At 43.1% G+C, this 24,066-nt stretch carries 15 protein-coding genes and 1 pseudogene; 10 read left to right on the top strand and 6 right to left on the bottom strand.

Annotation, left to right across the window (positions count from 1 at the left end):
• Nucleotides 1-16: 16 nt before the first annotated feature.
• The 3 genes from FDP09_RS21060 to FDP09_RS21070 all read right to left on the bottom strand — a co-directional run bounded on the left by FDP09_RS21060 (nt 17) and on the right by FDP09_RS21070 (nt 4,904).
• Nucleotides 17-1,495 (bottom strand): T9SS type B sorting domain-containing protein, encoded by a 1,479-nt coding sequence (locus FDP09_RS21060; protein ID WP_244940518.1) that lies wholly within the window; start codon nt 1,493-1,495, stop codon nt 17-19.
• Between the two features lie 104 nt (nt 1,496-1,599).
• Nucleotides 1,600-3,957 (bottom strand): OmpA family protein, encoded by a 2,358-nt coding sequence (locus FDP09_RS21065; protein ID WP_187328735.1) that lies wholly within the window; start codon nt 3,955-3,957, stop codon nt 1,600-1,602.
• Nucleotides 3,958-3,959: 2 nt separating this feature from the next.
• The gene (locus tag FDP09_RS21070; protein ID WP_229683331.1) at nt 3,960-4,904 is read right to left on the bottom strand and encodes a PorP/SprF family type IX secretion system membrane protein; all 945 of its coding nucleotides are present in this window, start codon (nt 4,902-4,904) and stop codon (nt 3,960-3,962) included.
• A gap of 1,073 nt (nt 4,905-5,977) precedes the next feature.
• Here FDP09_RS21070 and FDP09_RS21075 point away from each other — a divergent pair.
• Entirely contained in the window at nt 5,978-6,604 is a 627-nt protein-coding gene (locus FDP09_RS21075; RefSeq protein WP_187328736.1) for a response regulator transcription factor, read from the top strand.
• 1,190 nt (nt 6,605-7,794) lie between these two features.
• Here FDP09_RS21075 and tnpA read toward each other — a convergent pair.
• Nucleotides 7,795-8,214: pseudogene (gene tnpA, locus FDP09_RS21080) on the bottom strand (IS200/IS605 family transposase).
• Nucleotides 8,215-8,793: 579 nt separating this feature from the next.
• On the opposite strand from tnpA, the gene FDP09_RS21085 reads away from it, so the two are divergent.
• Both FDP09_RS21085 and FDP09_RS21090 read left to right on the top strand, forming a co-directional pair.
• Nucleotides 8,794-9,567, top strand: a complete 774-nt coding sequence (locus FDP09_RS21085) for a type IV toxin-antitoxin system AbiEi family antitoxin (protein WP_137404486.1) — start codon at nt 8,794-8,796, stop codon at nt 9,565-9,567.
• On the top strand, nt 9,554-10,450 hold the full coding sequence (locus FDP09_RS21090) for a nucleotidyl transferase AbiEii/AbiGii toxin family protein (RefSeq protein WP_137404487.1): 897 nt from the start codon (nt 9,554-9,556) through the stop codon (nt 10,448-10,450). The genes FDP09_RS21085 and FDP09_RS21090 overlap by 14 nt, the downstream gene beginning before the upstream one ends.
• Nucleotides 10,451-10,663: 213 nt before the next feature.
• Here FDP09_RS21090 and FDP09_RS21095 read toward each other — a convergent pair whose 3' ends face one another.
• Complete coding sequence (locus FDP09_RS21095) at nt 10,664-12,256, bottom strand: hypothetical protein (protein ID WP_137404488.1); 1,593 nt, start codon at nt 12,254-12,256, stop codon at nt 10,664-10,666.
• A 319-nt stretch (nt 12,257-12,575) separates the two neighbouring features.
• Nucleotides 12,576-12,896, bottom strand: coding sequence for a winged helix-turn-helix transcriptional regulator (locus FDP09_RS21100; RefSeq protein WP_137404489.1), 321 nt, complete (start codon nt 12,894-12,896; stop codon nt 12,576-12,578).
• A gap of 255 nt (nt 12,897-13,151) precedes the next feature.
• On the opposite strand from FDP09_RS21100, the gene proB reads away from it, so the two are divergent.
• From proB to FDP09_RS21135, 7 genes are all read left to right on the top strand, one after another.
• Nucleotides 13,152-13,943 carry a glutamate 5-kinase gene (proB, locus tag FDP09_RS21105; RefSeq protein WP_137404490.1) on the top strand — a complete coding sequence of 264 codons (792 nt, stop codon included), beginning with the start codon at nt 13,152-13,154 and terminating at the stop codon, nt 13,941-13,943.
• 330 nt (nt 13,944-14,273) lie between these two features.
• A complete protein-coding gene (locus FDP09_RS21110) occupies nt 14,274-15,536 on the top strand; it encodes a BamA/TamA family outer membrane protein (RefSeq protein WP_137404491.1) in 1,263 nt (420 codons plus the stop codon).
• Between the two features lie 845 nt (nt 15,537-16,381).
• The gene (locus FDP09_RS21115) at nt 16,382-16,648 is read left to right on the top strand and encodes a hypothetical protein (protein WP_137404492.1); all 267 of its coding nucleotides are present in this window, start codon (nt 16,382-16,384) and stop codon (nt 16,646-16,648) included.
• 266 nt (nt 16,649-16,914) lie between these two features.
• The gene (locus tag FDP09_RS21120) at nt 16,915-19,365 is read left to right on the top strand and encodes a TonB-dependent receptor (RefSeq protein WP_229683320.1); all 2,451 of its coding nucleotides are present in this window, start codon (nt 16,915-16,917) and stop codon (nt 19,363-19,365) included.
• Nucleotides 19,366-19,393: 28 nt separating this feature from the next.
• Complete coding sequence (locus FDP09_RS21125) at nt 19,394-20,728, top strand: hypothetical protein (RefSeq protein ID WP_137404493.1); 1,335 nt, start codon at nt 19,394-19,396, stop codon at nt 20,726-20,728.
• Nucleotides 20,729-21,029: 301 nt separating this feature from the next.
• On the top strand, nt 21,030-22,286 hold the full coding sequence (locus tag FDP09_RS21130) for a PepSY-associated TM helix domain-containing protein (protein WP_137404494.1): 1,257 nt from the start codon (nt 21,030-21,032) through the stop codon (nt 22,284-22,286).
• A gap of 357 nt (nt 22,287-22,643) precedes the next feature.
• Nucleotides 22,644-24,065 (top strand): efflux transporter outer membrane subunit, encoded by a 1,422-nt coding sequence (locus tag FDP09_RS21135; protein WP_137404495.1) that lies wholly within the window; start codon nt 22,644-22,646, stop codon nt 24,063-24,065.
• Nucleotide 24,066: the final 1 nt, after the last annotated feature.

A 24,066-nucleotide genomic window follows, 5' to 3' on the forward strand; every position in this document is an offset into this window, starting at 1 on the left:
CATTCCTTCCCCTGTCTCATTCCTTTATTACCTGTATCCATCCTTTAAATTCCTTTTCCTCTCCACTGGGCTCAGTGACTTCCAGAATGTAGAAATAGGTACCTGCGATAAGTCCACTTGCATTCCAGTCATTTTGATAATTTTCTACGTCAAGTACCTCATCATTCCATCGATTAAGGATCACTATCCTGTTACTGGTAAACCTATTGAGACCACGTATCTCAAATAAATCGTTATCCCCGTCGTCATTTGGAGTGATCACATTGGGAATAAAGAAGGCATTAATGTTGTTTTCATCGGTGGCGGCATTGTCCGAAGGATCACCATCCTCTTCAGAGGATCCTACCTCGGCATAATTTGTGATTGGACCGGCATTACCTGCAGTTACCCGAAGCTTGATTATCATCTCGTCCCCGGCCCTGAACAGTGGGACACTCCAAGTCAGTACCTGACCCATGGCTTCCATATCCCATTCCAGCAGCCCAAAGGCCGATTCCACTTCCATACTTTCATATTCCACCCCATTGGGCAGGTTGTCCACTATTACTACATTAGAAGCATCCACCCCACCATTGTTCTGTACCCTGATTTCATATTCAAATACATCCCCTTCATAAACAGATGCTTCGAACGAGGTCTTTGATATCGACATATTGGTCATATTAGCCGACATCACTGCCAGAGTAAATATGCCATCATCCTCCAAAGGGTCAGGTGTTGTCACCGTTTGGCTATTACCGTCCACATCCCCGCCTAAGTTGGTCCACAACGATTCCCCCTCGTCCCATTTTGCCACCACGATATCACTGGTTACTCCCAAAATAAAAGCAGGGGTTGTGACATCTCGCCAAGAAAGGGTCAGACGGACATCGTCATTATCATTACCATTCTCCAGGAACAGCTCCCAATATTCCGCATCGTCAATCAGCTCTAAACCTTCCTCTTTTTGTTCCCTAGGATATGATCCGTCGGGATCTTCAAAAAAGTATTTGGTATGGAATTCAACATCGGAGTCAGAAGGTGCTGATATTCCTGCAAACCTGAAAAAACCACCATCACCGACAGGGTAATCAAAATCCTCATCTCCTCTTTTTTCGACATAACCGTCCACATGGCTGGCATCTGACGCTCCTTCATAGGTACTGCCACGCTCAAAAAGCACTAGTCCGCCATTTCCATCGGAAAGAACCACCCCGTCCACAAACCTGGAAACCCCGGAAATACTGATGTCGCCGGAAAGATGAAAGGCATTTTGGTGATTGGGATTTTCAAAAAGCACATTGTTGAGATTTGATATTTGACTACCACTGATATCCTGAACACCGTTTTTTCCTACAAATCGGGTATTCCCCTCATCCCCCTGACTAAAAGTCACTTCTCCATCATTGTTAAAATGAGCATACAGGTACAGGTCCCCATCATTGAGCAACTTTCCCGTTTCGGTATTGTTCAAATCAAAATTACTGGACACCACTGTTCCGCGCTTAATACTCATAGTACCCTTGTTCACCGTCTGGGCCGACACACCGGCTCCGGAAACCATTGCCAGAACCGTCAAAAGGAAAAATGATTCCCTCAATAAAAATTGTCCACGTTGTCTCATTGTTTCACCTTGATTTCAGTTCTTCTGTTCAATTGATGGATTTCTTCACTGCAGGGGATATCCTTGCAATCCTCTACTGGGGAAGATTCGCCGAGTCCGGAATAATCCAGTCGGCCTTTGTTTATCCCTCTGTCGATCAGGTATTGGGCCACTGTCCCCGCCCGCTCTTCCGACAGCTCCTTATTGTAGGCTTCGCTTCCTCTGATATCAGTATGCCCTTGGAGCTCCAAGCGGAGGTCATCATTATTTTCAAGTAACAGGACCAATCGCTCCAGTTCCATTTTGTCTTCAACCCGGAGGTCAGTCCTGTCAAAATCGAAGTGGACCATAGGAACACCTGTATACTCTTCGATCATCTGCATGGGCTGCAGCTTATTACACCAATCTTCCGGCAACATGCCACCGGGAACGGTCATGCCCTCTTCAATTTCCAATGAGATGACCAGTTCGGTCCTCCTGTTGAGTTGGTGCAGTCCTTCGGGGCAATGGTCACCATCCGCACAATCGTTTACCAATTGTTCTTCCCCGTGCCATTCGGCAGCTATTCTTGCCGCATCCACGCCTCTGCCCACAAGGCTGGCCTTTACATTTTCGGCTCTTTGCCTACTCAGCTCCACATTATATTGTCTTGACGCCCTGGAGTCGGTGTGCGCTGAGACCTTGATACGCAGGAAGGGATATTCCTTGAGCAGCTTAGAAGCCCTGTCCAAAATCTTGGAGGCATCTTCCCTTATGGAACTCTTGTCAAGATCATAATAGATGATATCGACATATACCGTCCTATTATCCGGTACGGGCACAAGCCTGTATTCCCTTTCAATGGTCCCCGGTTCGGTTCCCTTGGTGGTAATATCAAGGTCTTCGACACTGAAATATCCTTTCTTGGTCAGTTCAAGTTCATATTCGGTATTACCGGAAAGGACCCCACTATAAACCCCTTCATCCTCCTGTGCCATTTCCACCTGTTCGCCCTGTTCGTTTTGGACCATAAGCCTGGCCCCTTTCACGGGAAGCCCGTTGCAGTCCACTGTACTGACCACCAGCTTCCTCAGGGCCCGGGCCACCTGCCGGTAGATATTGTCCAGTCCTGAATCTCCTCTTCTGTTGGAGCTCAAGTAAATCTCATTGTCCGGATATTGACGGTAGGCAAAATCATCCTTGCTTGAATTATAGGGCTCATCCAAAGGGGCAATATCAGAGAAACTCCCTTCCTGTAGATCCACTTGGTAGACATCCAGTCCTCCATGGCCCTGGTGTCCGTTGGAGGCAAAAAAGAATTTGTCCGAATCCACAAAGGGATCTCTTTCGTCACCCGCAGAATTGACGGGCTCCCCTACATTTACTGGCTCACCGAATTCAAAATCACCGGAATACCCTACATAGTAGATATCATATCCGCCATGTCCACCTTCCATGTCCGAAGCAAAATATAGCCGTTCGGCAGATTGGTCCACAAAGGGCGTCACCATTCCATGTTCAAGTGTGCTGTTGAAGGGAAAGGATTTGATATTGGCTACTTTGTCCCCCTGCAGCTCTCCGTAAAAAATCTCCGGGCTGACCGTGAACGTTCTTTTCTGCTTGGCTTTTCTGATGCTCCGTGTAGCCGAGAAAAACAAATACTCCTTGCCCTCTGCCTTGACAATGGACGGGTCACTTACATTTAAAAAGTCATCCCTGTCCATCTGCAGTTGGATAATCGCTCCATTCGGATCTTTCTTGTAAATTTTCAGGTATTCCCTCCCCGTCCAGTCCGAAAATTCCTTGTCGTACAGTTGGTTCCTGGCATCGAACCGGATTCCCGGAAATGACTTTTCTTGGGCTTTAGTGTCCCTGTCGGAAACAAAATAGAGGTTCCCTTCTCCATCCCTTGCCCCCATAAAATCAGCGGCACTTAAGGTATTAAGCTCTGCCGCCAGCTCCAGTTGATCCTCTTCGGCCTTGTCACTGACTGTCCGGTACATCAACAGGTCCAGGGGATCCATATTTGAAGGATCAAGACCGAGCTGCCTTAGTTTTTTCAGTGCGTCGTCCTCCTTTCCCACTGCATAGGAAGACTTCAAATAATTTTCTGCATCATCAACAGATGGGTTTTCTCCAATTTCCATAGCCTTTCCCCACCATTCATAGGCTTTTGCATAATTATTCGATTTGGCATAACATTCGGCAGCTCCTTTTGCAGAGCGATAAGTCTTCCTTCTTTCAAATGCTCTGGTATAACCTTCCACTGCCTGAGCATAATTTGCCAGGGCAGATTGTTCATCTGCATACCTTAACAATGCATTTTGACCATTTGTGGTGCTCCAAAATGCGCAGGACAGAAAAAGTGTCAACAAAAGGGTATAATTCTTCATCATCTTTAGAACCATCTTTGATTTCTCATCCTGGCTTTACGGGGAGACAGGTAATACCCCAGAGATATCTCATGTGAATTGTGCCGCATCCCTGAAAGAACATTCAAGTTCTGGTCATAGGCATATCCTATCCTCAGATCGGGAGTGGCAAAGACCTCAAGGATCAACGCCAAGGCATTCCTATTGGACAGCCTTTCATCAAGATTATTTTTCCACCATTTTACGTTAGACCGGAAGGAGCCTCCAAGCCATAGCCGCTCATGGAAAAGAAACATGGCATTCAGGTCAAAATTGGTCGGAGCCCCTTTTACCTCTTTTACAAGAATTGATGGTTTGAATTTCACTGCTTCGCTCAAAGGCAAAAGGGTGCCGGCGGTGAAATAATAATGGAAGTCGTGGTAGGCCAGGGCGATGTCCTCTCTCTTGACCTGTTTTTTCCCAATCATGTTATAGGCACTTAACCCAATATAGAAATCACTTGTGTTGAAAAATATCCCCGCATTCATATTAGGAGTGTACAGGTTGGTTATCCCATCTGACAATACATCATCAGGATAATCATTGGGATCAAGCATGGAATGGTCCAAGGCATATTCGGAAACGCCCGCACTTACACCAATCCCCAAAAACGACTCATGACCCGTCTGGATCCGGTAGGCATATGTCAACAGCCCGCCTGTCGTGCGTGCAGCGCCAAGCTCATCATTAAGGAAGAGTACGCCAAAACCCATTGTTCCCTCATTTGCACTGAAATCGGCTGATACTGAAAGTGTTTTGGGCGCACCTGGAAAGTTGGTCCACTGGGAACGATACGTCGCTTGTATATAGCCTTCCTGCTTGTACCCTGCATACCCAGGATTAATATGCATGCCATTGAAAATATACTGGCTAAATTGTGGGAGTTGTTGCCCGTGACTATTACAAACAACTAGAAAAACTCCTGCAAACATCAAAAAAAAGAATCTTAAATATGTTTTCATAATTACTTTCCTTATATTGCCTGCTCAAGACGTTTACTAACACTACACCTCAGATAACCAAAACCATTTAGATTCGCTTCAACTAAATAGAAGAGGCTTAGCACGTTTAACTTTAACTGCCCCTGCTGGTTAAATTCAGAGGCAGTATGATATTGTCTGGCCGCAATACCCAAGATTGGTATGCTCTTAATTGTAGTATAAAATTTGTACTGCCTGTTCATAGATAATTATGTTTTAATATCTCCGCTGACTATAGGATGCTTAAGAGATGAACTGAAAAAACCGTTAAACCAACGCTGAATTCTATCATAATTATTGGTTTATCTAAAATTGATAGACCTACACATTTGAGTTAAATCACAAAAGATTCGATACAAATGAACAAAATCCAATAAACTGATCTCTCACATGTCCCTATGGGACATCGAGAATAAAATTTTGCTCAGCTTTCATAAACGAAATAAACATAAAATCATCAGTTTATTGCACAGACAATTGTCAACCCTTGAATAAATACCAATTTCAAGCTACTCATTACCAAAAAACAGCATTTTTTTGTGATACCTTTCAGTAGTTTTAACTATTTTATGGCATTGCAACCACCCATTCCAAGCAAATAATATTTTACAACTAAAGAAAAAACGATTTGAAAATATAAAATATGATCTTCGTAAAAAACATGTTCTACCTACCTTGGTAGATGATAGATGTTTTTACAAAAAACAACCGTAAAGTAGTGAACCATATCTCACCATAATCAGAGATTTTTATTATGGGATAGTTGAAGATTTATAGAAAATGTCCTTACAAACCTAGATTCTAAAAACACATCAATAAAAAACCTTCCTCGGTGATTTACACATCCTTCTCCTATAGCCATGCATTCAAAAAAATGGAGAAGCTCCTCTTCCAAATAACTTATTCTAATGATCATCACAAATTATTGTCATATTCATAAAATAGGCAACATGTTTTTGTTATTGTTTGTTTGATCTCACATAAGTAGCACAATTAACTTGCTAATGGTGCCTAGCTTTAAAATTATGAAGCACCAAAAAGCAATAATATATGACCACCATCGGCTCTTTAGTGACTCCTTTTCTTGTATCATGGAAAGATCGGATCTTTTCCAGTCCATCCAATCTTTCTTTGACGATAAAGAACTTGTACAACATATCATATCAGAAAGTCCAGAACCTACAGTTTTGTTTATAGATTTCATAATGGATGATGCTTATTCCTTGTTCTTAATAAATGAAACCCGGCGCCTCAACAGAAACCTGAAAGTGGTGGTGGTCTCTGGAATTTCTTCCCCTTCACTCATCAAAACTATTATAAGTTATCGGCCACATGGGTTTATCTCAAAATCTTCTGGCTTTGATGAAATAATAAAGTGCTTAAAAAAAATCGAGGACGGCCAATTTTATTTATGTCCGGAAATCCAAAATGTTCTGACTAATTACGAAAAAATAGAGAAAATACCATTTACATCAAGAGAGCTACAAATTTTACAACTATTTGCTCAAGGATTTTCAATTGACAAAACTGCAGAATTGGTTCACTTAAGTAGGCATACCATCGTTTCACATAGAAGAAAAATGATGAAGAAGGCTGGTTGTAAATCCATTATCGAATTGTTGGCATTCTCACACAAGCATGGATTAATATGACTTTAAAACACTAAAGTTTCACATTATTATTTCGTCATGCTTAAGTTAAACAGCCTGTTATCATTATGGATAGTTAGTCCATAGGTACAATTATATCAGTTTGTTTTCGTAAATCTCTATCCTAATAATGCGTATTAATTTCAACCAAAAGGAATTCGTTTATACAACATATATAGGGAAGACCTTCTCTAAACCAAAAAAAATATCCCCAATTATCCAGATGGGGTCATTGGTAGTTTATAACCATGATGATATCGTTTTACGTTTTGTAATTGAGGATATAAATAACAGGATTTATCATCACTTCACTTTAAATGAAATTCATCAAAAAAGCATAGACGAACTATTCCAAATACTTACTAGTGCCTGATCAAATTAAGACATCCTAAATATTCATTGACACTGATAGGGCATTAGATGCTACGCCTTCTCCTAAATGCTCCTAAGTTGAATGATTTGGCTCCGGTTGGACTGCAATACGGAAACCTAATCATTTAGTAAGAAATTTTCCCTTCCCGGGGGCTAGCCTCCGGGAAGGGAAAGGACAGTGTTGAGATAAGACTCCCTCGCCCCTTTGAGTATTCTCCTTCCGATCTCAAATACCCGCCAAAAGCCTTAAATCCTCCCCCAAGTGGTTCGAGTTTGCTCTTATCAGCTCCACGACTTAGAAACGAGGTGAATTTTCGCCTCGTTTTTTTTATATTACATAAACAAATTAACAAACATCGTTTTCATCTATATAATAAGCTGTTAATTCGAAAAATGAATTGTCAAAAACCAATTCCTTCAAAAATCAAAATACTGACAAAAATCATATGATTTAACAAATGGTTCGATCAATCTCATTGGCTTAGCTAGTAGGAATCGAACTAAATTTCAAATAAATTTGCGTCCAATAACCATTAATTATTCCGTATAAATGGAATAAACTTATTTTTAAAGTTAAAATCCGAAACAAACTTAAACCAAGCGTTCTTCCATTTGACCCTTCCAAAGGATATATCCCTTTCTTGGATCCGAATAATCATGGTTTAACCTACTGAAACTTTCCGGGGACCTTTCAATAAAAGCTTGCCTTCCCTTATCCCCATCCAAAGGAAGGGGATTTGTGATAACCCCTGTAAGGGGGTAAAACTGCTCTTGCCCCCTGAGGAGGCAAGGGAGGTGTTGTCCCCTCTGTTAAACTTTATTTACTTTTCAAATTTCTTTTCTTGCTTTTCCTGGTATTCCACATATCGTCTGATCATTTCTGAATCAAGACCTATCGTATCTACACAGTAGCCCTTGGCCCAAAAGTGATTGCCCCAATAGGGGCGCTGCTTCAACTACTTGAACCTACCAAAAACCCTTATTGCCGTACGTCCTTTTAGCACACCAACAATTTCTGATATGGATACTTTTGGCGGTACCTCGATGATCAGGTGAACATGGTCCTCCTGAACATTTAGTGCTTCTATCTTGCAACGCTTTTGCTCGCTGAACAGATGAATGCAGGTTTCTACTTCTTCCTTTATTGTGCCCTTCAGCACTTTATACCTATATTTAGGCGTCCATACTATATGGTACTTACAATGCCAAATGGCATGAGATAATCTATTGAATCGACTCATTTGGTTACTTTCTTTTGTTGTGGGGACAACATCTTGAAAGTTAACCTTGAGTCGGTTTTTAGGCAAACCCGTGAAACGGTCTCTGACCACGTTCACAGAACGTGGATTTCTAAGTTTATATTAAAAAAATCGTAAAACTCCTCATAGTCAAAATACCCTTTGACTTTATTATGGTATTGCATTAGATCACGACAGAAGTCAAATTCAAAGTCATAACTGGTTTTATAACCTACATTGGTTTTCCTCCCCTTGTATCAAAGATCATTGCCCCTCCGGGCGAAAAGGCGAAATCACTCCCATCGCACTCCAGTAATAGTTTGTTAAGCTGATTTCCGATAGGGTATCCCATTGGAGCGGAAAAGCCCGCTCCCAATAATATAGAAATAGATTTAGGCATTATAGAACAAGAAGTTTTTGTGAAGGTAGTGGTATTGAGCAGGAGTTCAAATACCTCAAATGGGGTATTCTTTATCCATAACGGGTTTAAAAAATACACGAAAAGTAAACTTTTAGTTTGGTTATTGGATTTTATATAAACTATTATTTACTTTGGTTTATAATTGTTCTTTATAACAAACTATGAGTTTGGAAAATAAAACTAAAATAAACCGTCTATTGCAAAACTGGCCATCTGGGGCTGTTTACCTGAGTTCATGGTTGGCAGACCAAGGATATTCGAGCCAATTATTGAACCGGTATAAAAAAAGTCAATGGATTACTTCAATAGGTTCAGGAGCTCTGGTAAAAAATGGAGACCAAGTACTTCTGGAGGGAGCTATATGGGCTATACAGAAGCAGGGAAACGGAACTGTTCACATGGGAGGCAAAACAGCATTAGGGTTATTGGGAAAATCCCATTATCTGGAGTTTTCCCCGCAAAATTGTGTCCTGTTTGGTGGTGAAAAAGAAAAAATTCCCGCTTGGTTTCAGCAGTACAAATGGCCCATGAAATTACATTACTATAGTACGGCTTTCCTGCCACCTGAGTTGGGTATGACCGATCATGAAGTTAATGGGTTTTCCATCAAGATATCCAGTGCTGCCCGAGCGATGATGGAATGTCTGTATTTGGCCCCGGAAAAACAAGAGTTAAAGGAGTGTTACGAACTCATGGAAGGGCTCAATAACCTACGACCCAATCTTGTCCAAGAACTCTTAACAACTTGTTCCTCCATCAAGGTCAAAAGATTGTTTTTATACATGGCTACCAAGGCCGGACATCCCTGGTTACCTTTTATAGATCAGGAAAAGATATCGCTAGGCACTGGTAAACGTCAGTTAGCCCAAAACGGGGTATATGTCCCGGAATTTATGATAACAATACCAAAAGACCTTTTTAATGACGAATTATAAAAATCAGGTAGCACTTTTGCTCAACGTTTTACCCGAAGTGGCCAGAGAAAGCTGCTTTGCTTTACATGGCGGTACGGCCATCAATTTATTTGTTCGAAATATGCCAAGACTGTCAGTGGATATTGACCTGACCTATATACCTGTGGAAGACAGACAGACTTCCTTTAACAATATAAATGGAGCGTTGGACAGGATTGCTAAGCGTTTGCAAAAGGTCCTGCCCAAAACGGAAGTCAATCATCAGCCTGAGCGTCTCAAGCTACAGATCAGGAACAATGAGGCGTTGATAAAGATTGAAGTCAATCAAGGTATTAGGGGTCTTATAGGCCAAATAGTTCCCTTAGAGCTTTGTAAGAAGGCAAGTGAGGTATTTGATGCATTCTGTGTGATACAGGGGGTACCCTTTGGACAATTGTATGGAGGGAAAATTTGCGCAGCTATGGATCGCCAACACCCCAGGGATATTTTTGATGTAAAATACCTTTTAAAGGAAGAAGGATTTACCCAAGAGATCAAAACGGGTTTCCTCTTTACTTTATTGAGTAGTAAACGACCTGTTCAGGAGATATTATACCCCAATTTTATTGATCAACGACAGGCATTCGACAACCAATTTCAGGGAATGACCGAAGAGGATTTTACGTATGAAAATTTCGAAAGTACAAGGAAGGAGTTGTTTCACGTCATTCACGAAAATATAACAGATTCCGACAAGGAGTTTATTCTAAAATTTGAAACGGGTACTCCGGATTGGAGCATTTATGATTTTGGAGAATATCCGGCCGTACAGTGGAAGTTGCATAATTTGAATAAATTCATGCAGGCCAATCCAGAAAAGCACCAAATGGGGCTTTCAGATTTAAAAAGCCTTTTGAACATTTAAAACGTATCTTTTCAATTAAGAAAGCACCCCAAAAAGAGGTGCTTTTCAAAATATGTCCTAAAGTAGCATCATATTTTCAATCCTCTGTCTCAAATGGTAGAGTAAAATCTCATTAAATAAACAGGGAAAAGGTAGAGCCACTTATTATGCACTTAGATGACTAACTTGATCAGAACCCTTGGCCGCCTGCCGGAAGCCTTAGAGCCCGTTGCCCTATTCTTCAAATCCATGATAGAGATATACCGCCCCGTAAGACCAATGTGGCCCGCTCTGGCTGGGATAATTGAACCTATCCATCATCAATGCCACGTATTTAAAGGGATAGCCTTCAGGCAACTGTACCACATTGGGCCATACCCTAGTGCCCGAACGTTCATCCCACGGCGGGAGGTCCATATTCAAACTGCCCACTTCCTTGAGGTCCGGATAGGAATAGATGTATATCTTCCGTTCCGAGCTGCCCGAAAAACAATATCGTTTATCACCTATTTTTTGGATTGAAGTGCCCGTGGAATTGTGCTCGACAGGACCTGCCATTCGCTTGTAGTTCCTGTTCCAGGAATCAGATTCCAAGACAATTGCCTTATAGCCCCCGTTGTTTTCGCAGGCAAGCATACGCCATTTTTTTGCTTCGGTATCAAAAAGGATATGGGGATCCTCGATGTCCCCAACCATTCCAAAGGGAGCAGCCTTCATGATCGAAAAACCAAAGCGAGGGTCTTTTTTGCTCTCGATGGCCAGCAATTGTTTTTTTTCTTTTGAGGGATTAGCATAAGCACTGAAACCGGTGGTTATGCCCCGCCATATATTGTTTTCCCTATCATAAAAAATATGGGATGCTACTTCATTGCGCAATAGGCCATCATTGCGGTCAAATACGATTATACCTTCCAATTTCACGTCAAAGACCGTGGGATCCATGCTAAATACGCCTTGAATGTGATGCGGCAAGGCACGTCCCCTGATGGACATCGTGTACCACAACCTGCCTTGGTCTAGCATGGGGTCGCCATTTTCATAGGTTATGGCCCGTATATCGGCCAGGCCTATCCCGGTACTCAGTTTCATTTCGGCTTTTTTCACTTCCACCCTACCCTCTTTCAAATGGACATATACCTTTGACTGAAAGCTTTGTAAATATGATTTATTGCGCAAATCCATGTATGTGTTAAAATTACTTTGCGCGATGACCTTAGGCAATTCTCCAGTATGTTTTACAAATATCGTAAGACCGCTGCCCAGCATCTGTAGGACTATCTTTCCCTTTATCTTTTCACTTGCATCAATATCCATGGCCATAGACTCATCCGCAACCACTTGGTCACCGGCAAAAACACTCAGCCTGGCCCCGGTAATTAGTGAATCCTCAAAACTGATTTTTATAAGAAACCGTTGTTCCTGCTTTGCATCAGAAAATTCAAACCCCAGTTCTCCATTGCCTTTTGTACCATGCACCTCCATTGAATAGGTAGCAAAGGGGTTAAACCCACCAAACCATATCCCGGTTTCGGTCTCTTTTTCTGATTGTATGATCAAGTGCCCATCCTCAATGCCTACATCCGCCCCATCATTGCCATAATGGGTTGTGGGATACATTGCAGAAAATCCAACACTATTTCCAGGATCAAGGATTGCCAGGGGTATGGATTGATTTTCATCAAAAACCAATCTTTTGGCGCCTTGTCTTACAAAGTTAATCTTGTCCGGAGAAACCTGCCCCATAGCGGGAAAAGCAAACAAAAAAACAAAAATTAATACGATGGATGGTTGATATTTGATCCATATTTTCGGCTTACTTTTAAGCATATACATAGGGTTTCACTCAGTTATTGACTTTTCAGGGATAGCTTTCAATCTATAAAATCCTGATAAATTTCACCAATATAGGGCAATTTGAAACAATTGAAAACAATTAAGATTGACAGTGCGTTTATTTTGGAAAATCCCCAATCCCAACCTTTTTCCCCAAAAAAAACCCTTCAATAATGCTTTGTACCTACCCACAACGGTATTTTGACAAGAACACGTCATACAGAAGCGAACCCAACATACTCACCAGCAGCACTTTTGCCATTGGTGAGATTTCATTCCTATCCCTTCATGCTTTTTCACCTGTATTCTTAAATCAATCCAATTCCCTGATTTTTCTTTGATGACTCTTTCCCCACTTCTCCATAGGCTTCACCACCTCTTCAATTCCAAAACAATAATCCGTTATGGTATATTCGATACGCATGGGAAAATCATCAATCACTGTTCTTTTAATAAGCAGGTTTTCTTCCAGAAGTTTTAATTCTTTGGACAATACACGATTGGTTATGGCGGGAATGGAATTGGAAATCTCGTTATACCTTTTATTCCCATCGTGAATAGTCAGGATAATGGGCGGGTTCAGTTCTCCTTCCGTACCGGAAGAAATTACCGAGATTATCCATGAAGCAGCCACCGATAATAAAGACCAACTGCGTTACCTTGTCGGTGAGAACGCACATGACCGTTGCGCAAGACGATTGGAAATAGTCCCGGAAGCCTTTAGAAAAGAGATATAGCATTGGTTCGCCGATATTAGAAATTTGTAATCAACACCTGAAAAGATCCACTGCACAATTTCTCCACTGTTTTTAAATGTTTTCACCAAAAAAATGGGCAATTCCCTCTTAGAACCATAATTTTGAACTGACGACAAAAACACTTTAAAACCATGGAAGATAAACGGAAAAAACCGAAAAAAATAGTGGTAAAAGTAGGGTCAAACATGCTTACCAATCACAAAAACCGAATCATGGACACTGTCCTGCAGCATTTGGTAGGACAACTTGTCCAACTTTACCAAGAAGATATCATGCCGATACTGATCACTTCCGGATCGGTGGCAGCCGGTAAGGAGGCCATGGGCCGTGAACTGTCCGTCAAGGACAAAACAGTTCGAAGACAGATCTATTCGTCCATGGGGCAGCCCAGGCTGATGCGGCATTATTATGAAATTTTCCAGCAATATGGCATCCGGTGCGGACAGGTTCTGGCGACCAAAAGGGATTTTTCCCCAGGAAAGCACCGGGAAAACATGGTCAATTGCTATAATGGATTGATCGCTTCGGGCATTGTCCCCATCGCCAATGAAGATGATACCGTTTCCCTTTCGATGTCCGCTTTTAGCGACAACGATGAACTTGCTGCACTGGTCGCCGAGTTGCTCGATGCGGACATGCTGATATTCCTTACCCATAAGGACGGGGTATTCAATGGCCCCCCTGATGCCGACCACACTGAGGTGTTGGAAGAAGTCAAAATAGATGAAAAAACCGAACAGTATATCCATGACAAAGCCGACACCAAGACCATCGGAAGAGGCAAAATGTCCTCAAAACTTAAAATGGCAAAAAAAGCTGCCATGAAAAACATTTCCGTGCATATAGCCAACGGAACCACTCCAAACGTAATCTTAGACATCGTGAATGGCAAACAGATAGGAACCAAGGTGATGCAAAATTGATCGTCGCCACGATAAAACACCATCCATACCGGAGATCCTAAGGGCTTTGCCCATTCCCAAAAACCTTTTGCAACCAGTCGATTTGCAAAAGGTTTCTTTTTGCTCCAATTATCCGTTTACCTGTATAGCGCTCTTTTCACCCCCGGATTCCATTCAGCTTCCCCCTAAAAGGTGCCCAATCTTATAATTTTAACCAATTCGATCGTCCCTTGTGGCGTAATCCGCTCCAAGTTCATGTATTTTTATACATTCATTTAATGTTACCAATTAGCAATAACTTGCCTTCATCTTCTCTAACCGCCCAGAAAGGAATGGTAAAAATCACGAACTATGAATAAGAAAAGACTAGTCATCAACCTTTTATCCTTTTGTTCTCTTATCATTTTGATAATGGGATCATCGACCGTATATGGGCAGGAAAAAAAAGAGAAAAAGGACAAAAATGCTCCTCCCCAAAAAGGGAGTCTCTATCTTTCGCCTGTACCCGTTATTGGTGCCAATCCCGCTTTTGGTTTTATATATGGAGTGGGTGGATCAGCTAGTTGGTTTATGGGGGATCCCTCCACCACAAAAATTTCCAATGCCCTCTTAGGGGTAGCCTTCACCACCAAAAAACAGACCATTGTCACCCTCAAGAGTACCGTTTATGGTGAAAACAATGATTTTATCCTATTGGGAGACTGGAGGTATCTGGACAGTTCCCAACCCACCTGGGGCCTCGGTACTGGCCCCCAATCGGCAAAACTGGCCAGCAATGATTTTGGCTTTGATGATGGAAGCATTGAAGGTAATTCGGAAGCCGACATGATGGAGTTTCGCTTCTTTCGGTTTTATGAAACCTTCCTGAAAAGGGTCAATGACAAGGGTTTTTACGCAGGTTTAGGCATCCACGTGGACATGTTCCGTAACATACAGGATCAATTGCTGGACCTGGAATCAACTCCTCAGATAATCACACCTTATTATGCCTACAATGAAGCCTACGGATTTGACCAAGAGAAAAGCACTTTGGTGGGCATTTCCCTTAATGGGGTTTATGACACACGGGACAACATCAACAATCCCTACGCCGGAGGTTATGCCATGATCAACTTTAAGATAAACCCTGAATTTATGGGCAGTGACCAAAGCTCCACGCAATTATGGATGGAATACCGCGACTATTTTGACTTCACCGATGACCACCAAAATATCCTTGCCATCTGGACGTACGCCAATCTCTCCATCTCAGGTGACCTTCCCTATATGAATCTTCCTGCCATTGGTTGGGATCAATATTCCAAATCTGGAGAACCTTATTCCCAAGGACGGTTTAGGGGCAGTAACCTAATGTTTGCCGGAGTGGAGTTCAGAAAGCACCTTTTGGCAACTAAGAACAACCCTGATTTCTTTGGGGCGGTTGTGTATGCCAATGCCACGACTGCAAGTGGAAAAGCAAATGGCATCAACCTGTTCGAATATGTAGAGCCTGGTTATGGCTTGGGATTGCGGTTCAATATTAATAAAAAGGCCCGGACCAATGTAGGAATAGACTATGGCTGGGGCAATTATGGCACCTCGGGACTGTTCTTAAGACTGAATGAAAACTTCTGACAATAGCATGTCGTTTTTGACATCAAATTGAAATAATTCCAACACAAATCCATTCAGTGCACTCAATTAGGGAAATCATCTCCTAAAGGTTCATTACAATTTACCGAGAGCTATTATTCCCCACGCACAATCCCACTGATATGCGCTTTACTTTTAAACGTTGAATGGACTATTTGACCATGGCTTCCTCCATGGCTATGAACATGTCACTCCCCTGGGGCTAGCTTCGAGTGCAATCTATCAATGCAGGTCCAACATACACTTGGTACCTTTGTGGCATTTTTATGTATCGTTAGTTTTTCCATTAAGTAAACTGGCAGCCCCCAAACTTTTCCGCTTGATCCAAGAACTGCTTGTGACTTAAACCCGGAATCAATGCCGTTTAGTTAGTATGTACCTGGAAATATTGGTTCTATTGTTTTTCTGCTAAATTCCAAGATGGTTTTCATCTCTTTACCTTTGTCACTTTTTTGCTGCAGGTCAAAAAAGTGACCAAAACCTGTCCGCCGGTGGTGGAAACCCCGCCGCTACGCCACGGCGCACAGGTGTGCATCTATTGGCCTAAAATTAAAACCTCCCCTCATGCAGGCAAACTCCTCCTTTTCTAGCTGCCAATATTCTTTTTGGCTAGTATTTCGTCAAACAAGCCTGCCTTTTTACCCGCCCGCTTTTTAATTTCTTAACGCCCAATACCTGCAAGGCGGATCCGATTAATAAGTTTCTTATGGATAAATTATCATCATTATTCCATGTACTGGTATATTTTCTTAAGTAACCAAGTTGAGCCGGAACGATAAGCCCCCCTGAGCCAAAAAAGGTATCGCTTCCTTATTACGGCCCTTGGTATGCCTGTTTTCCAGCCGATGGTGGAGGCCGTTAAGAAAGGGAGTTGGCTCGCGTCGTGGAACAGCGAGCCCCACTCGCTTTTAGGTCGTAGCCATCGGGTGGAAATTAAAATGGGTGACGGATCCACGTCGCAGGGGAAATCCATGTCCCATTTTAAAGGGCAGACCACCGGCCTGGATTTTTTTCTTTCTTTTTTCATCAATGGAAAAAAGGAAAAGGATAAAATCCACCAAAATGCCCAAAGCCATACAATTAAAGTCAAATAGAAAAGAAACTCCTAGCAGGTGAAAACAGGGAAATGGCCTTAACTAAACGGCATTAAACCCGGGTTAAAACAGCCCCCCTTTTGATATTTATTAAAAATTAATCTAAATAATAATTGATCTAAAAAGCCCTAAGGTATATATTTGCAGTAAATTAGATTAAATCTAAACAAAAACGATACAATAAAGCAGTCCCGTGTTTTTTTTTAAATGAGCAACATATCGCTTGAATTTTATTTCGAATTAAAAAATACGATAACGAAGATCGGATGAAAGCAACTCTACTTATTTGCAAAACTTCTTTTTTATTGGTGTTCAGTATGGTTTTATCCAGTCCAGCAGCCCTGGGGCAGGCCGTCGAAGCTACCACGGTAAAAGGAAAAATTTTTGATGCTGCGGCCACGCCACTTCCAGGAGTTATCGTGCGCATCAAGGACAGCCCACTGACGGCCATATCAAATCTTGATGGCAGTTACCAAATTCAAAATGTCCCCTCTGGAGAGGTTGAAATCTTGCTTTCATGCCTTGGCTATCAGGACCATGCTCGTAAATTCTCTTTGAAAGAAAATGAACCCACAGTCCATTTGGATTTTTCACTGGAGGAATCCACTACGGATCTTGATGGTGTCATCATAGAAGGCCAATCGGTGAAAACGGAGATAGAAACCAAAGGATTTGCCGTGGAAGTGGTGGAAACGGAAAAGGCCGCCTTGCAGTCCGTCCAGACCAACGACCTGCTCAACAGGACAGCTGGTATCCGTGTCCGCCAAAATGGGGGCATTGGTTCCAGGGTGGACTATAACCTTAACGGCATGTCGGGAAATTCGGTGCGAATATTCATCGACGGTCTCCCAATCTCTACCTATGGCCCTTCCTTTAGCCTTAACAGTATCCCTCCTGCCCTGATCGAGCGAATAGAGATATACAAAGGCGTTATTCCTGCACACCTTGCGGACGATGCCCTTGGCGGTGCCATCAACGTGGTCCTGAAAAAAGCCGCTTTCAATAGCCTGATGGCATCCGTTTCTTATGGTTCATTCAACACCCTGCAAGGCAACCTCAATGCCGTTTACCATGATGAAACATCCGGCTTTACCACCAAAATATCTGGATTCTACAATTACTCTGACAACGATTATGAGGTATGGGGAAAATTTGTCCGTAACATTTTGCCAAACGGCCGGTATGATTATGTGCGTGCAAAAAGGTTCAATGACAGCTACCGGTCGGTTGGAGGCAAATTTGACATTGGCTTCTCCAATGTCAAATGGGCAGACCAGTTTTTTATCAGCTACACCGGATCCGATGATTACAACGAAATACAGCACGGCACCTATATGTCCATTCCTTACAAGGGACGATTCACCACTTCCCAATCAAACGTGTTTGGACTAACCTATGCAAAGGACGGCCTGTTTACCGAAAAGCTTGAAGTCAACTTCAATGGATCCTTCAGTAAGCGGGCAGAAGTGGTCACCGATACCGTAAAGTGGAATTATAACTGGTTTGGAGAAGTAAGCCTTAACCTGGATGGCAATCCAATTCCAAAGGATATGGGAGCCCAGCAAGGTGCCCCGACCATTAACCACATTGACCGGAATGTTAGTACGTTTCGCGCTGTTGCCAATTATGACATTACTCCACAACATAAGATAATCCTAAGTCAATCATTCTTTAACATTGATCGCTACCAGCAGGATGAAATGAGAAGTGAGGTTGAGCGCCAGTTTGTGGGCACTCGTGACTTACAAAAACACATCACCTCATTTGGATATGAATTTAACCTGGTCCAGTCCAGGCTGAAGGGAAATATTTTTGGCAAATACTATGTACAGGATATTGAACGGATGGATCCAATCCTTGTGGAAGGTACAAATGGATCAGTAAGAGAGGAAGACAGGGTTTCCAGCAACCGAAATACCACTGGATATGGCATGGCCTATTCATTCCAAGCCTGGAAACAGGTGATTTTTCTTGCTTCTGCCGAAAAGGCGGTCAGGATGCCTTCCGAAGGAGAGATTTTCGGAAGTCCTGGGGACAATATCGTGGAAAATATTAGTCTCAAGCCAGAAATCAGTAATAACCTTAATGTGGGCTTCAAGTTGGGAAAATTTAAACATAATTCCCATGAATACTCATTTTCAGGAACGGGATTTATCCGTGACACTAAAGATAAGATCGTCCAACAGATCAATCCCAGAGTCAATGATGCCGTACAGACCAATCCTTTTGAAAACTTAAATAAAGTCAAAGCAATTGGGTTTGAAGCACAGGCAACATATTCGTATAAAGAAGCATTGTTGGCCACAATAAATTTCTCTCGATTCAATTCAGTGTTTAATAACAAGTACGATCCGAATGGAGAAGTATATGAAAAATATGGACAACAAATACCAAACCAACCTTACTTTACTTTAAATAGCTCATTGGAATACATTCTCCATAACTTCATTCAACAAGGTTCATCACTCAGGTTATCGCACTATTTCAGTTTCGTACAAAATTACTATATCAATTGGCTAGAAATCGAAAGTCTCCGGACTCCTAAGCAATTTGCCCATGACCTTGGAGCGACCTACACCCTGCCAAATCAACGGCTGTCCATCAGTGCAGACTTAAGAAATGTATTTGACAAACAGGTATATGACAACTTTGCCGTCCAAAAACCGGGCAGGGCATTCTACCTCAAGGTCAATTATGCCATTCATAACTTTAAATAAATTTTAACCAAACAAGTAACAAAGGAAGATGTTCAAGACAAACACATTATCGTTTAAACTCCTACAAATCAGCTTTGTGGTAGCCATGCTATCCCTGGTAAGCTGTAGCAGTGAAGATGATCCCACCCCGGAAAACCCACAGGAAGCAGACCGCTGGGTGACCGTAGCAGGCGCCCTAATGGGAGATAGCCCAGGTGACGGAAACGGTGGCACCAAAATCTACGCGGTCAGCTACGAGGATGCCATCAATCCCGAAACGGAGATCAATGTTTTTGACGACGGAGAGCCGGTAAAATCCAACCGTACCGCAAGGATTCAGGTATCAGAGGACGGAAACACCTTGTTCAATATTGCCTACGGGGGTGATAATGGTGGGGAATTCTCCAAATTTGATGTGACAGGTGGTTCAAGCTATGTTCAACAAGACGTAACTGCCAACATTTCTCAATATGTAGGTTCTGCCCCAAGATGGAGTAAATTATACAATGGTGATAAAAACGGTATAGCAGTAAATATCACCAGTATTACACCAAATAATGCAGGAGAGAATTCTGCAGAACCTTTCCGCTACTATAGAGGTACTGCTACTGTTCTAGACTTGGATCTTCAAAATGTACTTATCAAAGATAGTGAGAATTATGAACTGCCCCTTTCTGCTGAAGAAGAACTGGCAGGGCATTGTATCTTCAGATTGGATGCACCGGTGCTGAACCAAGCAGGCGATAAGCTACTTATTGGTACCTGGATGCGTAAGTACGATGTAGCCACTGGCGACAGGGAAAGCGAATGGGAAAGACTGGGCACCAAAACCGTGGTAGTAGATTATCCTTCATTGGAAAATCCAACGATCATTACCTCCACACAAGCCAATGGAGACTGCTCTGGCTACCGTAGCAACGTAAACCAACTTGCAGAAGACGGAAGTATATATCAGGCCACTTCCCGTGACACCGACGGTTCGCACATCCTGAAAATCACTCCTGACAACGAATATGACAACACCTTCGCCCTGAGCTTGGACGAAGCACTTGGATTCAACGACGTTTATGTGGATGCTTGGAAATACGTGAACAATGGTATCGGCTACGCCATGATCCGTCATGGAGAATCAGACCAAGGTTACATTGCCAGATTGGACCTTAACCAACAAACCGCCCACCTGGTAAATGAAATCCCTGATGATCCTGATGTAAGGTTTAACCAATACCAAGGATTTATGGTAAATGGAAACGACCTGTTGGTACCCGTTTCTCCACTGGGCAAAGACGGAAATATCTACGTCCTGCACAGCGAAACCGGTGAAGTTTCTGTTGGTGCCAAACTGATCAACAAACCAGGCAACCATTTTATCGGCGCCTTCTAAGACAGAAAGCTTATTACCGAATGGCTTTGAACTGGTATCGACCTTGCCTCCTCTGTACTTACCTGAGGGGACAAGGTCTTTCCTACTTCAAGCAGTACCTTCCCAAGATCGCACTCCCAGGTGGCGGAAATGACAACGTGTTGGTTTTCCAATACTACTTCATATATACCGAGACAGTATATCACCGCCAAACCTACTGCCCACAGCAGTTTTGAAACAACTCCAAGTAATGCTTTTCAAAAAGGGACATAATCCCTTTTGGCAAGCTCCCCTTTCAGAGACAACACAAATTTTCAGAAACATGAAATCAAAGCCTAAAAAGACCACTTGGCAAAAAGTCCGGAAGTTCTTTAACGACATCCACTTATGGGTTGGGCTGGCCAGTGCCTTGGTGCTGATCCCGGTTTGCCTATCCGGAACAATATACGTCTATAACAGCGAGCTGCAAGAAATGTTCAGTGCGCACCTCCACTCCATCCCCTATACAAAAGGAGAATCCAAAAAATCAATCGAAGACCTTGTCCACGTCCTATCTACCCAAGTGGAAGGCGATATTACAGGTGTCTCGATACCCCATGATCCGGAAAGCACCTATCAATTTACCGTAAGGAAAAAAGACAGCCGCAGCCGTTTTGGCACTACGTATTACCTGAACCCTTATACCGCAGAAATCGTCGGCGACTCAAATGAAGAGAATCCTGTGGCTGATTTTATGCGGGAGATGTTCAGCCTCCACCGCTGGCTAATGCTGGATAAAATCGAAGAACCGCTATTCGGAGAACTGTCAAACCGAAAACTGGGCAGCTACATTTCCGGGACAGCCACGATATTGTTTACCTTGGGTGTCATTACCGGGATTGTCATCTGGTTTCCACAAAAGCTAAAAAGCTGGAAGCAGGGATTAAAGCTAAAACTGAACGGCAGCTGGAAACGTGCCAACCATGACCTCCACAACACACTGGCCTTCTATTCCTTTTTTATCTTGCTGATCATGGGACTGACCGGACCACAATGGTCCTTTCCGTGGTACCGAACGGGATTACAAAAAGCCCTGGGGACTTACCAAGAGTCCCCCAACAGAGGCGGCGGTCACGGAAGACCTTCGCCTGCTAAGGAGACAGAAGAAGCCCCTACCAAAGCCCTTTCGCTTCTTCCCTACCAAGAATACCTTGACATGACCGACAAAAACCTCCCCTATCAGGGAGATTACAGGATTAGCTTCCCCAAAACCGGAAATGACCAGGTTCAAATCCAAAAAAATAAAACGGGATTTTTTGCCCCAGCAGCAAGTGACAGGATCAGTCTGGATCCCGCTACAGCAGCCGTCACGGATATCCATCGTTTTAGGGACCAACCTTTTAACCAACGGGTAGCAAGATCCATCAAAGCCCTCCATATTGGTTCTGTATATGGTGGATTTTCCAAGCTTTTGTACTTCATATCCTGTTTGATTGCCACTAGCTTACCCATTACGGGAACACTGATCTGGATCAATAAAATGAAGAAAAAACCTGCCAGAAAACGTAAAACCAAGCAGCAAGAGGTTTCTGCAGCTTAGACTATCACCACACTAAGCATTAAATTTGATTGAAAATATTCTGAACACAGGGAAAGGTTCTTAACGTCTTATGACCCGAAGCATCCTCTTCCCTTGTGTTCGGAAATAAATAATAAAGGTTCGCATAACAGACAAATTGCTATCCCCGCCACCAAACTGCCTTCATCCCTCCACCCTAATTACTTTAGTTGCCCCTACCTAGTATTGATGCCCAATAGAATCCTAAAACCCCTGCTTTTCACTACTGATATTGAATTGTTTCCAAATTTAATGCATGGAAAATTGGGAAAGAATGGATTTGCTATAGTGCCTAAAATACTTTATTTTAAGGTTTTACGCACATAAAGGATATGGCACTTGTACAACAATGACCCCACTCATTCCACCCCCTTGAGAAGCAGCTTCATTTGCCTGCTGACTGTGTGCCTATTTTTCTGGCAATGTTCACCAAAAATCACTTCCTACGACCCTCCTATCGATACCGCGCAGGAATTCTCCAGCACTGGGGAGGATAGCATTTCCATGTATTGGTGGGAGGCCTTTGAGGATCCTGCACTGAACAAGCTCATGGACAGCTCCTTTTCCCATAACCATAACCTCATCAGCATCTGGTACCAATTGGAAGAGGCCAGATCGATCCGAAAAATCCAGTCCACTTTTTTGCTTCCCGATATTGAAGGCAGTGCCCAGACGGCCATCAGCAGGCCCCAGCCGGACTTCGCTGGTGGCGAAAACACCCAAATAGGCGTTTCGGCCAGTTATGAGGTGGACCTATGGGGAAGGATCCGAGCGGGAGTACAAGCGGAGGACTTCAGGATGCAAGCGTCCTATTTTGATTATCAAACCGCTGCCATGACCTTATCCTCACAAATAGCCACTACTTGGTTTCAACTGATAACGGCAAAAAAACAACTGAACCTTGCCAAAGAGCAGATCGCCATCAACGAAAAAATCATTAATCTGATAAAGGTCCGATTTGGTGCGGGGCAGACCAAAGGCGTGGACATCCTCCGCCAACAGCAACTGGTCGAAGAGGCCAGAAACCAGCAACTCCTCTACGAAACGGACCTTGCCCTTCTCAAAAACCAACTGGCCGTACTTACGGGAGTACCGCCACAAAATTTTGAGGTATCCGCACGAGACAGCCTTCCTCGCCTCCCGCCACATCCACAGACAGGCCTGCCACTGGACCTGGTAAGGAGAAGACCGGACGTCCAACGTGCTTACCGTGACCTGTTGGCCGCCGATCGGGACATGGCCGTGGCGGTAAGAAATAAGTTTCCCCGGCTATCCTTTAACCTTACCGGCCAGACAAGGTCCAATACCTATCCGGAACTCTTCAATGATTGGGCCTATACCCTGGGTGCCAATCTGGTCGCTCCACTCCTATACTGGGGCAGGTTGCGGGAGGAGGTAAAACGTGCCGAGGCGGTAAAAAACCAGCAATTGCACAATTATGGCCAATCTGTACTCATAGCCTTTCGGGAAGTAGAGGATGCCTTGGTGCAAGAGCAAAACCAAGCCAAGCGGCTTAAGGTAATCGAAAAACGCATCACCATGGCAAAAAAAGTCCAAAGACAATTGCAGACCGAGTACATCAATGGGTTTATAGAATACCTTGATATCCTGGTATCCCTAGAAGAACAACAACAGCTTGAGCGGCAAAAAATCCAACTTGAACAAGACTTGTTTGAGTCAAGGATTGCATTGTACCGGGCATTGGCGGGGAATTTTGACCTGGAGTATATCCCCAATTCCCAACCAGCTAACCAGAACTAAG

The organism is Echinicola rosea (assembly GCF_005281475.1).
GTDB classification, from domain to species: domain Bacteria; phylum Bacteroidota; class Bacteroidia; order Cytophagales; family Cyclobacteriaceae; genus Echinicola; species Echinicola rosea.